The following is a 16687-nucleotide window of genomic DNA, read 5'->3' as shown; positions in this document are numbered from 1 at the left end:
AGAGATTGAAATGGAAAAAGTAAAACAAACAATTCGTGCGCCAAGAGGTACTGAGTTACAAACGAAAGGGTGGGTTCAAGAGGCTGCACTTCGTATGCTAATGAACAATTTAGATCCTGAAGTTGCTGAAAAACCAGAAGAATTAGTTGTATATGGTGGAATTGGCCGTGCAGCTCGTAACTGGGAAAGCTATCAGGCGATTGTAGATTCATTAAAAACGTTGGAAAGTGATGAAACGTTACTTGTTCAATCAGGAAAACCAGTTGCAATTTTCAAATCACATGAAGATGCGCCTCGCGTACTGTTAGCGAACTCAAACTTAGTACCAAAATGGGCGAACTGGGATCACTTCCGTGAACTAGAGAAAAAAGGTCTTATGATGTACGGACAAATGACAGCAGGTAGCTGGATTTACATTGGAACACAAGGAATTTTACAAGGAACATATGAAACATTTGGCGAAGCAGCTCGTCAACATTTCGATGGTTCATTAAAAGGTACATTAACACTTACTGCTGGTTTAGGTGGTATGGGTGGTGCACAACCTCTTGCTGTAACGATGAATGGCGGTGTTGTAATTGCGATTGATGTAGATAAGCGTAGTATCGATCGTCGTATTGAAAAGAGATATTGTGATAAGTATACAGAATCATTAGAAGAAGCATTGGCTATTGCAAACGAGTATAAAGAGAAGAAAGAGCCTATTTCAATTGGATTATTAGGTAATGCAGCAGAAATTTTACCTGAGTTAGTAAATCGTAATATTATCCCTGACTTAGTTACGGATCAAACTTCAGCTCATGATCCATTAAACGGTTATATTCCAGTAGGTTATACGTTAGAAGAAGCAGCGAAACTTCGTGAAGAAGATCCAGAACGTTACGTACAATTATCAAAAGAAAGTATGACAAAACATGTAGAAGCAATGCTTGCAATGCAAGAAAAAGGCGCAATTACATTTGATTATGGAAATAACATTCGCCAAGTTGCTTTCGATGAAGGTTTGAAAAATGCTTTCGATTTCCCAGGATTTGTTCCAGCATTTATCCGTCCATTATTCTGTGAAGGAAAAGGACCGTTCCGCTGGGTAGCACTTTCTGGTGATCCAGAAGATATTTATAAAACAGACGAAGTAATTTTACGCGAGTTCGCTGATAATGAGCATTTATGTAACTGGATTCGTATGGCTCGTCAGCAAGTTGAATTCCAAGGTCTTCCATCACGTATTTGTTGGTTAGGTTACGGTGAGCGCGCGAAATTTGGTCGCATTATTAATGAAATGGTGGCAAATGGTGAATTATCAGCACCAATCGTAATCGGTCGTGACCATTTAGATTGCGGATCAGTAGCATCTCCAAACCGTGAAACAGAAGCGATGAAAGATGGTAGTGATGCAGTAGCAGACTGGCCAATTTTAAATGCATTAATTAACAGTGTAAACGGTGCAAGCTGGGTATCTGTTCACCACGGTGGCGGCGTTGGTATGGGTTATTCACTTCACGCTGGAATGGTTATCGTTGCAGATGGAACAGAAGCAGCAGCAAAACGTATTGAGCGCGTATTAACTTCTGACCCTGGTATGGGTGTTGTTCGTCACGTGGATGCTGGATATGACTTAGCTGTGGAAACTGCGAAAGAAAAAGGCGTTAACATTCCAATGATGAAATAAGGAGGAGAAAACATGCTGGACACTTTACTAATAAATATTGGTCAATTACTAACAATGGATCAAGAAGATGGCTTGTTAAGACGGGAAGCGATGAACACGCTTCCTGTTATCGAAAACGGTGCGGTTGGAATTGAAAACGATGTAATTACTTTCGTTGGAACAGCGGAAGAAGCGAAAGGATTACAAGCGAAAGAAGTTATTGATTGCGGCGGGAAAATGGTTTCTCCTGGTCTTGTTGACCCGCATACTCATCTTGTATTTGGTGGATCTCGTGAAAATGAAATCGCACTAAAATTACAAGGAGTTCCGTACTTAGAAATTTTAGAACAAGGCGGAGGCATTCTTTCGACTGTAAATGCAACGAAACAAGCATCGAAAGAAGAACTTGTTCAAAAAGCGAAATTCCATTTAGACCGTATGTTATCTTTCGGAGTTACAACTGTAGAAGCGAAGAGTGGTTACGGATTAGATGATGAGACGGAATGGAAACAATTAGAGGCAACTGCACAATTACAAAAAGAGCATCCGATCGATTTAGTTTCCACATTTTTAGGTGCTCATGCAGTTCCGAAAGAATATAAAGGTAGATCGAAAGAATTTTTACAATGGATGTTAGACCTACTACCAGAAATGAAAGAGAAGCAATTAGCGGAATTCGTTGATATTTTCTGTGAAACAGGTGTGTTCTCTGTCGAAGAGTCAAAAGAGTTTTTATTAAAAGCGAAAGAGCTTGGCTTTGATGTGAAAATTCATGCAGATGAAATCGACCCTCTTGGTGGTGCGGAAGCAGCGGCAGAAATCGGTGCAGCATCAGCAGACCATTTAGTTGGCGCTTCTGATAAAGGAATTGAAATGCTTGCAAACTCTAATACAGTAGCCACTTTATTACCAGGAACAACTTTCTATTTAAATAAAGAAAGTTTTGCTCGCGGTCGTAAAATGATTGATGAAGGTGTTGCAGTTGCGTTAGCTACAGACTTTAACCCAGGTAGCTGTCCAACTGAAAATATTCAGCTTATTATGAGCATTGCGATGCTAAAACTGAAAATGACACCAGAAGAAGTTTGGAATGCTGTAACGGTTAACTCATCATATGCCATTAACCGTGGTGATGTAGCTGGGAAAATTAGAGTTGGTCGTAAGGCAGATTTAGTTTTATGGGATGCTTACAATTATGCTTACGTACCGTATCATTACGGCGTAAGTCATGTGAATACAGTATGGAAGAATGGTAATATTGCATATACAAGAGGTGAACAATCGTGGAGCACGGCCACTATTTAAAGAAAAATGCAAAGTTTATTGATCGTGAAGTGACAAAATGGAGTGAGATGATTAAAGATTGGGAGGAAGGCGTAGAAATATTCGGTGCTGCTTTAATTGGAGCACCCCTTTCTAAACCATCTATTAGTCATTCAGGAGCAAGTTTTGCTCCAAAAACAATTCGTGCGATGTTAGATGCATACAGCACATATGCAATTACAGAAGAACACGATATGAAAGAAAGTGTCTTATATGATTGCGGCGATATTACGATGCATGTGACGGATATAAAAGAAAGTCATAACCGAATTGCGAAAACAGTTGGTCATGTAACGAAAGTAAATCCGAACATGATACCAATCGTTCTTGGTGGTGACCACTCGATTAGTTTTCCGAGTATAACAGGCTTTGCAAACAGTAAAGGAAAGGTCGGGATTATTCAATTTGATGCTCATCATGATTTACGTAATTTAGATGATGGAGGCCCGTCAAATGGTACACCATTCCGTAGTTTACTAGAAAATGATGTCATTACAGGGAAACAACTTGTTCAAATTGGAATTCGTAATTTTTCTAACGCACGTACCTACCATGAATATGCAATAGAGCATGGCGTAACAGTGTATACAATGAAAGACGTACGAGAGCGAGAAATAAAAGATATTATCACGGAAAGTATTGAAGTGTTAAGAAAACAAGGTGTGACTTCTATTTATATTTCTCTTGATATGGATGTACTAGACCAAGCGTTTGCACCAGGTTGTCCAGCAATTGGGCCAGGTGGAATGGATAGTACGACTTTACTAGATGCGATTGAATTCCTTGGTAAAGAACCGCTCGTTCAAGGGATGGATATAGTAGAGATTGATCCAACTCTTGATTTCAGGGATATGACGAGTAGAGTAGCAGCGCAAGTGATTATGAGTTTTCTTTTAGCGAGGGAAATAGTTAGTAAGCAGGTTAGTATATAGACGGAAAAGTAGATCTTTATCTATGCCTTATCAAAAACACATTACTACTCAAATGTAGTAATGTGTTTTTATGTTAAAAGAGAATGAATGTGGGTGCAACCGTTAATAAAATTGCGGGTTTTTATAGTGTGTTATGTAAATTTAATTTCTTGCTTTTGAAGTATTGACGCGTAAAATGATTTTATGATAAAATAAAAATTTTGCTAAAAAACTAAAAGTGTGTTAAGCTTGAGAAGGTTACCATATATGGAGGTGGATTATTTGTTTCAAATTGGCGATAACATTGTTTATCCAATGCAGGGAGCAGGTATAATTAAAGCCATAGAAGAGAAGGAAGTCTCAGGAGAAAAACAACAGTATTATGTTATAAAAATGTCGGCTAGTAATATGGAACTAATGATTCCAGCAGGGAGAATATTGAATTCGAATATACGACCAGTGACGGATATAACCGCATTAGCACACATAATGGATATTTTTCAACATGGGGAATCAGATAGATTACTTACGTGGAAACAAAGGTATAAATTGAACACTGATAAAATAAAGACGGGTAAAATGCAAGAAGGTGCTGAAGTTGTGCGCGATTTAATGCGTATACAGAAAGAAAAAGCACTTAATGCAAGCGAAAAGAAGATGTTAGATAACGCATATGAATTTTTGATTAGTGAACTGGGATTAATTGAAGGTATCACAGAAAATCAGATAAAAAGCTTTTGTTAAGGTTCATTACAAATAATGTATTATATCCCAAAAAAGATCTTGAATTTTTTGGGAACATAATTATAGAAAATTTATCATTTCAAAGACATTCAACTCTTTCAAACCACTTTTAGAGCATTACCTCTATTGTTATTATTACAATCAAATCCATTTTTATTTTTTAATTTCATTTATGAATGTTCGAAGTTTAATTGAATACTTCGATAAAATAGTTACTTGATTTTTGCAATCCTGATTCACACTGGCACGGACGAGGAGCCGTAAGGATGAAAGAGAGGTAGGGCTTTCATTGTTTTAGGTATATAAGGTATTATTTTTAGAAGAATACTGAACCATATTCACTTCTATTGATAAGGTATTTTTTATATTAAAGAGATAAACGAATTGACAGACATATATGGTCAACAAAAAAGGTTTCCTTCTAAGGAAACCTTTTTAATATTATTTATAGTATTTTATTTTTTTGATATTCGAATTTTTTATTGTAAAGTCGTAAAAATTGACGTTACTATCTAAAAGTAAGTATGATGCGATTATAGTAAGATTTTTTAGGGGGAAGAAAAATGACAAGTTCAAGTAATAAAGCAGCGAGTATTTATGAAGGAACAAATGTAAACGCTGGTGGATCTTTTGAAAACGTTGAAGAAACAAAGTTGTTTGATCCAATTCAAATTGGAGCTTGGTCTCTTCGTAATCGTATAGCGATGGCACCGATGACAAGATGCTTTGCAGATAATGAAACTGGAGTAGTTGGTGCTGATGTAGTGGAGTACTACAGAAAACGTGCTGCGGATGGAATTGGACTAATTATTACAGAAGGAATTGTCATTAGTCCGAGAGCAAAAGGGAACCCAGGAGTACCAGGTATTTATACACAAGAACAAATCGATTCTTGGAAACCTGTTACAGAGGCAGTACATAAAGAAGGCGGGACGATTATTGCTCAAATATGGCATGTTGGGCGTATGAGTCATCATGAAATAATTGGTGGTCAAATGCCACAAGCACCGTCGGCTATCGCTGCAGAGGGAAATGTTCCACGCTTTCGTAAACCGTTTGATACGCCAGAAGCAATGACGTTAGAAGAAATACAAGAAGTGATCGGTCAATACGCACAAGCTGCGAAAAATGCGATCGAAGCTGGATTTGATGGAGTAGAAATTCACGGTGCACACGGATATTTAATCGATCAATTTACGTATGAGTTTGCGAATAAGAGAACAGATAAATATGGCGGTAATTTAAAACAAAGGTTAACGTTTATGAAAGAAGTAACGGCGGCTGTAATAGAAGCTGTTGGAGCTAATAAAACACTTCTTCGCTTCTCTGCTTTCAAAGGCGATAATCCTACTTATATGTGGGAAAACCCTGAGCTTGCAATTGAAACGTTCGTAAATATGTTCAAAGAAGTTGGATTAACGATGATCCATCCCTCAACGATGAATTATACGCAAGAGATTGCTGACGGAAAGAATTTTCATCAACTAGTAAGAAAATATTGGGATGGTACGATTGTTGGGGTTGGTAATTTAAATCCGAAAGAGGCCGAAGAAGCGTTGCAAGAAGGAACAATTGATGTAGTGGCATTCGGCAGACCGTTAATTGCTAATCCAGACTTTGTTCATCGAATTAAACATGCTGAAAGTTTAGTTGAATATGACGCGAAAGAGCATCTTGCTACGTTAGTATGAATAAAGATAAAAGGAGAGCACACCGAGTGTTCTCCTTTTATTATGGGATTTCATAGGGGGAAGCGGGATGAGTGAAACGCTACTCGTTATTATTAGTATATTACTATTTTTAATGTTGCTTTTAATCATCTTTTTTATCATTACATTTTTTATAAAAAAACGAACACATCATTCTATTTTAAAGTTACATCCGTACTTAGGAAGAATGCGCTACTTACTGGAAAAGATAGGGCCTGAATTTCGACAATATTGGTTTGATCATGATACGGATGGAAAGCCTTTCTCACGTTATGATTTTCAAAGTGTTATGTTTTTAGCGAAATATCGCTCTGAAATACTTGGTTTTGGATCAAAACGAGATTTTGAAGCTTCTGGCTATTATATTGCTAATACATTATTTCCGATATTAACTGAGGAATTAAGTGTGAATCTTTCGCAAGAGCGGGAAGGTAAAAAGTACATGATTCATAAAGAAGGGTTATTTTCAAGAAGAGAAAAATTGACAGCGGATACAACGAATCTTTGGCTGTACGAAGAAGATGATGCAATTATAGTCGGTGAAAACCGTAAATATCCGTGGAAACTACATGGCATGTTTGGAGCATCTGCGACTTCTTACGGCGCGATTGGAGAAAATTATATTTTAGCGAGTGGTTTTGGAGCGAAAATGGCAGGCGGATCGTGGATTAATACTGGTGAAGGTGGCGTTATTCCAGAACATTTACATACAGGAGCGAATATCGTTGCGCAAATTGGTCCAGGGTTATTTGGGTACCGTGATGAGGACGGTAATTTTTCAATGGGAAAATTCATGGAGAAAGCGAAAGAAAGTAATATTAGAGCATTCGAATTGAAATTTGGGCAAGGTGCTAAAATACGTGGTGGTCATCTAGAGGGACAAAAAGTAAATGAGAAAATTGCTTTTGTTCGCAACGTCCGAAAGGGAGAGACGATTAATTCACCGAATCGATTTTCATTTTTAAAGAATGCAGTGGATACACTTTGTTTTATTCAACAGCTGCAAGAAAGCGGCGGTAAACCAGTTGGAATGAAAATTGTAATTGGTCAGCAGGAGCCTTTGGAAGATTTAATAAAAACAATGAAAGAACTAAATATTTACCCAGATTTTATTACAATAGACGGTTCAGAAGGCGGATCAGGGGCAACGTATAAATCGATGGCAGATTGTATGGGACTGCCGCTTATTCCAGCATTACTTACATTTATCGATACAGCAAATTATTATGGTGTCCGTAACAAGTTTAAAGTATTTGCATCGGGTAAATTAATCACACCAGATAAAGTGGCGATTGCTTTAGCGATTGGAGCGGATGCTGTAAGTTCAGCCCGCGGATTTATGATGGCAAGCGGCTGTATTATGGCCCTTCAATGTAATTCTGGCCAATGTCCATCTGGTGTAGCCACGACGAATCCGCATTATCAAAAAGCGTTAGATCCGTATGAGAAGAAGTGGCGAGTCATGAATTATATTATTAGTATGAGATATAGTTTATTTTCATTAGCAGCGGCAGCGGGAGTGAAGAGCCCGCGCCATTTAACTAGAGAGCATATTGTGTTTAAAGACGAGGTGGGGAGAGTAGTTCCTCTTTCGGAATTGTTTCCTACTAGTAAATAGAAGATGAGCTATGCTTAAATAGAGTTAAAAGTCATACATTTGTATGGCTTTTTATTTTCTGAATATTATTACTCTAATTTCTTGAAAAATCATTGTAATCCACTGGGATAAAGGCGTTTATAAAGGTTTTCACATGTAATGAAAAGTGCTCGTTCACTTGAAAGAACAAAAAATGTTTGTTAAGGTAGGGAACCATAAGCGAAAACAAGAAAATAGAAAAAGTCATTTTTCGAAATTTTGAATGGCTTATGGAATAAGGGAGAGATTTGGTGAAGATTGAAATTATGGTTTCGCTTGCTATTTATATGGCAGGTATGTTGTATATCGGATATTGGTCTTATAAGAAGACATCCGATTTATCAGATTATATGTTAGGTGGAAGGGGACTCGGTCCAGCAGTTACAGCTTTATCAGCTGGTGCTTCTGACATGAGTGGTTGGATGCTAATGGGATTACCTGGTGCGATGTATGCAACAGGATTATCAAGTGTATGGATTGCGATAGGTTTATTAATAGGTGCTTATGCAAACTATTTAATCATTGCCCCACGTTTACGAACGTATACAGAAGTGGCAAATGATTCAATTACGATTCCAGACTTTTTAGAGAATCGGTTTAAAGATCGTACGAAAATACTTCGTTTTGTCTCCGCTATCGTCATTTTAGTATTTTTCACATTCTATGCGTCGGCTGGTTTAGTTTCAGGTGGACGTTTGTTTGAAAATTCTTTCAACCTAGATTATAAAATTGGTTTATTTGTAACAGTGGGTGTCGTTGTTGCGTATACACTATTCGGTGGCTTTCTAGCCGTAAGCTGGACGGACTTTGTACAAGGTTGTATTATGTTTATTGCGCTTGTACTAGTGCCAATTGTTGCTTTTACGGATGTCGGTGGTGTAACAGAAACATTTAATACGATTAAACAAGTCGATGCATCGCATTTAGATATGTTTAAAGGGACCACAATACTTGGCATTATTTCATTTTTAGCATGGGGACTTGGGTATTTTGGTCAACCGCATATTATTGTCCGTTTTATGGCAATTACCTCTATTAAAGATTTAAAGACTTCTCGTAGAATCGGTATCGGTTGGATGACGATTTCAATTATAGGTGCAATGCTTACTGGTCTAATTGGTATCGCTTATTATGCTAAAAATAATGCGACATTACAAGACCCAGAAATGGTCTTTGTAACATTCTCCAATATTTTATTCCATCCGTACATTACAGGATTTTTATTATCAGCTATTTTGGCTTCGATTATGAGTAGTATTTCCTCACAATTACTTGTTATTTCAAGTGCAGTAACGGAAGACTTCTATAAAACATTTTTCCGTCGTAATGCAAGTGACAAAGAACTTGTATTTATCGGTAGATTGTCAGTATTAGTAGTAGCTATGATCGCAGTTGTTTTAGCGTATCATCCAAGTGATACAATTTTAACACTTGTAGGTTATGCTTGGGCTGGATTTGGTTCAGCGTTCGGACCAGCCATTTTATTAAGTTTATATTGGAAAAGAACGAATAAATGGGGCGTTCTTGCAGGTATGATTGTTGGTGCAGTAGTTGTTATAGCATGGGTAAAAATTCCAAGTTTAAAAGCAATTATGTATGAAATGGTACCTGGATTTTTCTGTAGTTTATTAACTGTTATCGTTGTAAGTTTATTAACGAAAGAACCCGTTAAGGCAGTTCATCGTGAATTTAATGAGATGGAAGCAATATTGGAAGAAGAAACGAAATGATTAGCGAAGAGAGTAAACGAAACTGGCGTTTACTCTCTTTTTATTTAAAATGAAAATAAGGAACTTATTGACAACTAAAAGTAAGTAACTTATAATAAATTTGAGTTCAAGTTAATTTGTACTTTGAATAAAGATTTTAAATGGAGTAAATATTTTTTAAAAACTATCTCGAATTTGAGATGAATTGACAAGCTGGAAGTTAATGTGTATTTTTATAATCGATATCTCGAATTCGAGATAAAATTATAATGACGGATTTTACTTTGTAGCATGGACAAAATGAATAATGAATTTAAATGTAAAAGAATTTTTATAATGAAATAAAAAAGGAGTGGAAGAAATGGAAAAGAAAACAATGGGAATCCATCACATTACAGCGATTGTAGGGCATCCACAAGAAAATGTAGACTTTTATGCTGGTGTATTAGGGTTACGTTTAGTGAAACAAACAGTGAATTTTGATGATCCAGGTACGTACCACCTTTATTTTGGAAATGAAGGAGGAAAACCTGGAACAATTATTACGTTTTTCCCATGGGCAGGTGCTCGTCAAGGTATTATTGGGGATGGTCAAGTAGGAATTACGTCTTACGTTGTACCAAAGGGTGCAATGGAGTTTTGGGAAAATAGATTAGAAAAATTCGATGTTTCGTATACGAAAATGACTCGTTTTGGAGAGGAGTATTTAGAATTTGATGATCCGCATGGTTTGCATATAGAATTAGTTGAAAGAGAAGCAGGCGAATTAAATAATTGGAGTTTTGGAGAAGTTACACCAGAAGTAGCAATTAAAGGGTTTGGAGGTGCTGTTCTTTTATCTGCACAGCCTCAAAAAACAGCTGAATTGTTAGAACATATTATGGGTCTTGAGAAAATTGGAGAAGAGGGTGAATTTGTTCGATTCCGTTCTTCTGCTGATATTGGAAATATTATTGATTTGAAATTATCAACAATCGGTCGTGGCCAAATGGGCGTTGGTACAGTTCATCATATAGCTTGGAGAGCGATTGACGATGCTGATCAGCTAGACTGGAAAGAGCATGTGTCGCGTTTTGGATATCACGTAACTCCTGTACAAGATCGAAATTATTTTAACGCGATTTATTTTAGAGAACATGGTGAAATCTTATTTGAAATTGCAACAGATCCTCCTGGTTTCGCTCATGATGAATCGTTAGAGACGATGGGTGAGGAATTAAAGTTACCGGAACAATATGAACAACATAGAAAACAGATTGAACAAACGCTTTTACCATTTGAAGTGAGAAATTTAGATTAAAGTGATTAAAGGGGGAACAGGATTATGATGAAACATGTTTTTCAAAAAGGAAAAGATACGTCAAAACCAGTGTTGTTATTACTTCATGGCACAGGTGGTAATGAATTAGATTTACTACCACTTGCAGAAATAATTGATCCGGAAGCGTCGGTATTAAGCGTTAGGGGAAATGTGTTAGAGAATGGGATGCCGCGTTTCTTCCGCCGATTAGCAGAGGGCATTTTTGATGAAGAGGATTTAATTTTCCGTACGAAGGAATTAAATGAATTTTTAGATGAAGCGGCTAAAGAATATAAATTCGATAGAAATAACATTGTAGCTATCGGTTATTCGAATGGGGCAAATATCGCAGCAAGCTTATTATTCCATTACGAAAATGCATTAAAAGGTGCTGTGCTTCATCACCCAATGGTACCTAGAAGAGGAATGCAATTAGCAAATTTAGCAGGGAAATCTGTGTTTATTGCTGCTGGGACAAATGACCTAATTTGTTCATCAGCAGAGTCAGAGGAATTGAAGGTACTATTAGAAAATGCAAATGCGAATGTAACAATGCATTGGGAAAATCGAGGGCATCAATTAACGATGGGTGAAGTAGAAAAAGCAAAAGAGTGGTATGACAAAGCATTTTAAAAAAAGAAGCATCTGCTAACGGTTAGTAGATGCTTCTTTTTTATTTAAGACTGGATTGCGAGATGAGATGAAGAAAGTGGTAGCTCAATATCAACAATCGTACCTTTATTTAATTCGCTTGAAATGTGTAATCTACCATGATGTTCTTCAATTATTTTGTAACACATCATTAATCCTAGTCCTGTGCCTTTTTCTTTTAAACTATAAAAAGGTTCGCCTAGACGGGAGATACGATCTTCAGGAATGCCGCAACCTTCATCGATAATTCGTATTAAGATGAAATTATCCTCTAATGGTTTTGTTTGGATGAAAATATTTCCGCCATTTGGCATTGCTTCTATCGCATTTTTTAATATGTTTATAAACACTTGTTTTAATTGGTTACCGTCACATTGAATATCATATACGTAATCAAAATGATCCATGATGATATGAACGCTATGCATAATTGCAGTCGGTAAAATAAATGTAACTACCTCTTCAATTAAAGTTTGTATGTTACAAGTTTGGATAGATAATACTTGTGGCTTAGACATCGCCATAAATTGACTCGTGATGGATTCCATTTGTGAAATCTCACTTAACATAACATCGATATACCATTTCTGCTCCTCACTTATTTCAGGGAGGAGCAACGTTAGAAAACCTTTTAGAGAAGTGAGTGGATTTCGAATTTCATGGGCAATTCCAGCTGTCAGTTGTCCGACTACTGCGAGCTTCTCTGATTTTCGTAGTAACTTTTCAGTTTCTTTTAGCTCAGTAACATCTCTCCCCATCACGATAAGACCTTTGCGAGAACCATCAGGATGATAAAGCGGAACTTTTGATATACTTAAGATTAGATCGAAATCATCTCTATGTATAATAAATTCCTCGCCATGAAGAATTTGTCTTTGTTGCCATGCTAGTTCATCGATTTCTTCACAATGTAAAAAAGCTTCTCGGTATGCTTCATTATATTGAATGAGTTCGCTATCTTTTTTCCCGTGGTAAGGTACATGATGGAAATTGAAGCAAGAAAGTGCGTAATCATTTGCCTCAAGCCAGCGCCCTTCATGATCTTTAAATATAACAAACGCAGGCATGGAGTTTACTAATGTACGTAATCTCTTCTCACTTTCTTTTAGCATATTCTCAATTCTTTCTGATTTTTCAAGCGGCTTCATAATAGCATATACGCCAGTAAGACGATTTTGAGCAAAAATAGGAACTAGTTTTGTCACAACATCTAATAAGAATCCATTTTTATGATAAATAGATAAGATATACTCTTGTTGATTATCCGCTTCAGTATTCTTTATATTTTGTAATACTTGCTCAGAAATATGGGCTTCTAAAATAGAGGTAATATTTTTCTGTTCTAATTCTAAAGAAGTGTAACCTAATATTCTTTCGGCAGAAGGATTTATATGTAGAATAACTCCTTCTAAATTTAATGAAATAATACTATCAGGATTGTGTTCGAACAGAGATGCGTACATTTCTGTTAATGAACGATCTTGTATATGGTTTCGCAAACGTCTAGAAATGTTCGGATGACGTTTTTTTTGAGTTGGTGAATATTTTTTACGACTCATAATAGTTCCTCCGTACAAATAGCATCTAAAAAGATTTGTCTATTCATAACTATAATATAGATGTAATGTGTATTTCTATAAAAAATAGAAGTTATAGAATAAATTTTGTTTTTTTTATTTTTTGCAAGGTGAATGCAGGATGGTAATAAGGGGAGCTTATATTGTTTTATAAACCTTTTGTAAGTTACAGACGGCTGTTTTCCGTATAACATTAGGGTAGAGGAGGGGGAGAGAAAATGAAAAATTATATTCAAGGGATTGATCACGTGCAAGTAGCTGCACCTGTAGGGTGTGAAGAAGAGGCGCGTGATTTTTATGGGAATACGATTGGTATGGAAGAAATTCCAAAGCCAGAAGAGTTGAAAAAACGAGGTGGATGTTGGTTTAAATGCGGAAATCAAGAAATCCATATTGGTGTCGAGCGGAATTTTACACCGGCTAAAAAGGCTCATCCAGCTTTTTATGTGAATGAAATTAATGAATTTAAGCAAACACTTATAGAGCAAGGTGTTAAAGTGATTGATGATTATGCACGGCCAGATGTAATTCGATTTTACGTGTCAGATCCATTTGGAAACCGAATTGAATTTATGCAAAATAAAGACTAGGTGGATTCCCACCTAGTCTTTAACTTCTTCTGAAAAGTCCTAACACTTCTACAGTTTCTGTAATATTAACGAAAGCATTCGGGTCGATTTCAGAAATTGTTAGTTTCATACTTGCTAATTCTTCACGAGAAACGACGGTCATAAGTACACGCTTTTTCTCGCTTGAATAAGCACCTTCGCCATCAAGTAACGTTATTCCACGTACAACAGTTGAAAGAAGTTGTTTTTTCATTTTTTCTGCTTCATTTGTTACAATCATAAGTGTAACTTTACGATGTTTTGTATGAACAGCATCAATTACTTTACCAGTTACATAAATTGAAAGTAAGCTTGTAAGTGCAACATCCCAGGTGAAGAAGAATCCTGCGATTATTACAACGACTGCATTTAAAATAATAAGGAATCCGCCAAGTTTAATGTCTCGCTTGCGGGATAAAAGCATACCGATAATATCAAATCCACCAGTGGATCCATTACAGTTAAAAACAAGACCAATACCAGCTCCGGCGATGACACCTCCGAAGATAGAAGATAACAATGGGTCTGTTGCTACGACTTTTACTGGAACGTAGTATAATGCAACAGATAATACAACTACAGAGACAACTGTGTTAAAAATTACTTTTTTTCCAAGACCTATGTACCCTAAAATAAGGATAGGTAAGTTTAATACAAAGTTAATAATGCCTGTGTTTACAGGGGTTACAATCCCTAAAATAATAGCAATTCCGCCAATTCCACTACTTAAAATTTTGTGGGGGATAAGGAAAAGATTAAAGGCAACCGCAATAATAATAGAACCGATAATAACACCAAGGAATCTGACCATTTCTTTCCCGTCCTTCACTGAAAAATTCATATTATTTCAAGATTATATATGATATTGAAAGTTTTGGGTAAAAACAGTTTATTTAGGTAAATTAGATTAATCAAAAGAATTTGAGTATTTTATCATTTGAAAGGGGATACAGTTGTGAAGATAAAAACATATCAACAGAAAAGCCCGTTGAAGCAAGAATGTGAGGATTCTTATTTTTGTAATAAAGAAAAAAAGATTTATGGTGTATGTGATGGTGCAACACCACTTGTCCCGTTTCGTGATGAAAAGGGACATAATGGAGCATACATCGCTTCGCATTTATTTGCAAGTTATTTTACTGCATTACGAGAGAATCATAGTTTACAATTTGCAGTTGCCAAAGCAAATGAAGCATTGCAAAGCAAAATGTTAGAATATGAAGTAGACACGAGAAAAAAAGAGCATTTGTGGTGCACATGTATCGCGGCAGTCCAAATAGTTGGTGAGAAAATTGAATATGCGCAGCTTGGGGACTGTATGATTGTCGCAACTTTTCAAAATGGAACGATGCAAGTATTAACGAAAGACACAGTTGAAGGAATTAGTAAAAGAGCAAAAAAGAAGAGGGAAGAAGATCGTAAAAAAGGGTTATCTGTACCAGAAGAATATGTTTTTCAAGATGTTCGAGAACAGTTAAAATACAATCGTTATCTTGCAAATATGCCAAATGGTTATTCAGTTGCAAATGGAATGAAAGAAGCGATACATTATTTACAACATGGTGAATTACATACAGATGAAGTGAGTGGGATTTTTATTTGTTCAGACGGGTTATTTCACCCAGATTGGTCATTAGAACAAACTGTTGCATATATAAGAAAGAATAGTATAAACGAATATATAGCAATTATTGAAGAGCTAGAAGCGGAAAAGAGAATAAGGCCAGATGATAAAACGATTATTATGATTGATTTTTAAGAGGAGGCAGTTCAAATGGAAATTAAACGTGTCAATCTAACATTTCAAGATGAATTAGTTTCTTTAGAAAAAGTAAACAAACTGATTATTCACCATACAGCTGAAGATGGATGGGACGTGTATAAAACGCATGAATTTCATCAAACTGTAAGGGGGTGGAGCGGAATTGGTTACAACTATTTTATCGAAAAGGATGGAACTGTAGTGGAAGGACGAGGTTTACATATTGGAGCGCACGCGAAAGACCATAACCGCCATACAATTGGAATATGTATGACGGGAAATTTCGATAAATACGATCCAACTCCTGCACAAGTGAATGCATTATATTCTTTATGTAAACTGTTTATGAAGCAATTTGCTATAAAGAAAGAAAATATACTCGGTCATAGAGAGTTAGAAGGAGTTACAAAAAGCTGTCCTGGTAATCGTTTTTCTATGGTAGAGTTAAGGAAGATACTATCTTAAATATAGAGGAGTAACAACGATGATGAATATAAAAATACCAAATGATAAAAAAGAAGAACTTGTAGCACAAATTCAGCAATTTTTTATGGAAGAAGATTTAGATGAAATTGGACGTTTCCAAGCAGAGCGTTTAATAGAAGAAATGATTAAATTAGTTGGACCGTTTGCATATAATCAAGCAATTGGAGATGCAAGAAAGCTTGTAAGTGAGAAATTAACGAATATGGAAGAAGATTTATACGTGCTAGAAAAGAATGAAGGAAAATAAAAAAAGAGCCGATGGGCTCTTTTTTTATTTTTCAGGCTGTGGAGAAAGTCTTCTCCACAGCCTGTTTTTGTGTCTGAACCTCTTTTTATGTGTCAACACTGATAAAAAAGAGGAAAAGGAGAGAGTTTTTATGATGGGTGCTTTAAAAAATCATCGTGATGAACGTGTATCTGTTTCTGTAGAAGAGTTGGTTCCACAAGATCATTTCCTTCGTGCGATTGAAGCGACAATTAGTTTTGATTTTATTGAAGAGAAATTACGCCCTTATTACTGTGAAAACAATGGACGTCGGTCAATCCATCCTATCGTTTTATTTAAAATGATGTTTATTGGATATTTTTACGGTATTCGTTCGGAGCGTCAATTGGAAAAAGAG

At 36.2% G+C, this 16687-nt stretch carries 16 protein-coding genes; 14 read left to right on the top strand and 2 right to left on the bottom strand.

Annotation, left to right across the window (positions count from 1 at the left end; translation table 11 throughout):
• The first annotated feature begins 10 nt into the window (after positions 1 to 10).
• From hutU to BUA87_RS27115, 9 genes are all read left to right on the top strand, one after another.
• The gene (gene hutU, locus BUA87_RS27155) at positions 11 to 1669 is read left to right on the top strand and encodes a urocanate hydratase (protein WP_071731651.1); all 1659 of its coding nucleotides are present in this window, start codon (positions 11 to 13) and stop codon (positions 1667 to 1669) included.
• Positions 1670 to 1681: 12 nt separating this feature from the next.
• Positions 1682 to 2953, top strand: coding sequence for an imidazolonepropionase (hutI, locus tag BUA87_RS27150; RefSeq protein WP_071714694.1), 1272 nt, complete (start codon positions 1682 to 1684; stop codon positions 2951 to 2953).
• Entirely contained in the window at positions 2932 to 3903 is a 972-nt protein-coding gene (gene hutG / locus BUA87_RS27145; protein ID WP_016512447.1) for a formimidoylglutamase, read from the top strand. The genes hutI and hutG overlap by 22 nt, the downstream gene beginning before the upstream one ends.
• A gap of 261 nt (positions 3904 to 4164) precedes the next feature.
• Entirely contained in the window at positions 4165 to 4626 is a 462-nt protein-coding gene (locus tag BUA87_RS27140) for a CarD family transcriptional regulator (protein ID WP_014482101.1), read from the top strand.
• 563 nt (positions 4627 to 5189) lie between these two features.
• Positions 5190 to 6317 carry an alkene reductase gene (locus BUA87_RS27135; protein WP_000204598.1) on the top strand — a complete coding sequence of 376 codons (1128 nt, stop codon included), beginning with the start codon at positions 5190 to 5192 and terminating at the stop codon, positions 6315 to 6317.
• Between the two features lie 67 nt (positions 6318 to 6384).
• Positions 6385 to 7953: an FMN-binding glutamate synthase family protein gene (locus tag BUA87_RS27130; protein WP_071714693.1), complete on the top strand. Its 1569-nt coding sequence runs from the start codon at positions 6385 to 6387 to the stop codon at positions 7951 to 7953.
• Positions 7954 to 8222: 269 nt separating this feature from the next.
• Positions 8223 to 9701, top strand: coding sequence for a sodium/proline symporter PutP (gene putP / locus BUA87_RS27125; protein WP_000687592.1), 1479 nt, complete (start codon positions 8223 to 8225; stop codon positions 9699 to 9701).
• A 340-nt stretch (positions 9702 to 10041) separates the two neighbouring features.
• Complete coding sequence (locus BUA87_RS27120; protein WP_000412726.1) at positions 10042 to 10980, top strand: ring-cleaving dioxygenase; 939 nt, start codon at positions 10042 to 10044, stop codon at positions 10978 to 10980.
• A 24-nt stretch (positions 10981 to 11004) separates the two neighbouring features.
• Complete coding sequence (locus BUA87_RS27115; protein ID WP_071714691.1) at positions 11005 to 11613, top strand: alpha/beta hydrolase; 609 nt, start codon at positions 11005 to 11007, stop codon at positions 11611 to 11613.
• A gap of 44 nt (positions 11614 to 11657) precedes the next feature.
• Here BUA87_RS27115 and BUA87_RS27110 read toward each other — a convergent pair whose 3' ends face one another.
• Positions 11658 to 13190, bottom strand: a complete 1533-nt coding sequence (locus BUA87_RS27110) for a BA3702 family sensor histidine kinase (protein WP_061660270.1) — start codon at positions 13188 to 13190, stop codon at positions 11658 to 11660.
• Between the two features lie 236 nt (positions 13191 to 13426).
• On the opposite strand from BUA87_RS27110, the gene BUA87_RS27100 reads away from it, so the two are divergent.
• The gene (locus tag BUA87_RS27100) at positions 13427 to 13798 is read left to right on the top strand and encodes a VOC family protein (protein WP_000800772.1); all 372 of its coding nucleotides are present in this window, start codon (positions 13427 to 13429) and stop codon (positions 13796 to 13798) included.
• 19 nt (positions 13799 to 13817) lie between these two features.
• Here BUA87_RS27100 and BUA87_RS27095 read toward each other — a convergent pair whose 3' ends face one another.
• On the bottom strand, positions 13818 to 14627 hold the full coding sequence (locus BUA87_RS27095; protein WP_000251344.1) for a YitT family protein: 810 nt from the start codon (positions 14625 to 14627) through the stop codon (positions 13818 to 13820).
• 126 nt (positions 14628 to 14753) lie between these two features.
• Between BUA87_RS27095 and BUA87_RS27090 the strand changes: the two genes are divergently transcribed.
• The 4 genes from BUA87_RS27090 to BUA87_RS27075 all read left to right on the top strand — a co-directional run.
• Complete coding sequence (locus tag BUA87_RS27090; RefSeq protein ID WP_002041632.1) at positions 14754 to 15575, top strand: protein phosphatase 2C domain-containing protein; 822 nt, start codon at positions 14754 to 14756, stop codon at positions 15573 to 15575.
• Between the two features lie 15 nt (positions 15576 to 15590).
• Positions 15591 to 16043, top strand: a complete 453-nt coding sequence (locus BUA87_RS27085; RefSeq protein WP_000404003.1) for a peptidoglycan recognition protein family protein — start codon at positions 15591 to 15593, stop codon at positions 16041 to 16043.
• Positions 16044 to 16062: 19 nt separating this feature from the next.
• Positions 16063 to 16311: a DUF2164 domain-containing protein gene (locus BUA87_RS27080; RefSeq protein ID WP_000981066.1), complete on the top strand. Its 249-nt coding sequence runs from the start codon at positions 16063 to 16065 to the stop codon at positions 16309 to 16311.
• Positions 16312 to 16441: 130 nt separating this feature from the next.
• On the top strand, positions 16442 to 16687 hold a 246-nt coding region (locus tag BUA87_RS27075; protein WP_142953287.1), incomplete at its 3' end, for a transposase.

Source organism: Bacillus sp. bc15 (genome assembly GCF_900142585.1).
Lineage (GTDB): Bacteria > Bacillota > Bacilli > Bacillales > Bacillaceae_G > Bacillus_A > Bacillus_A cereus.
The sequence above is the reverse complement of the archived record's forward strand: the minus strand, read 5'-3'. Positions and strand labels throughout refer to the sequence as shown.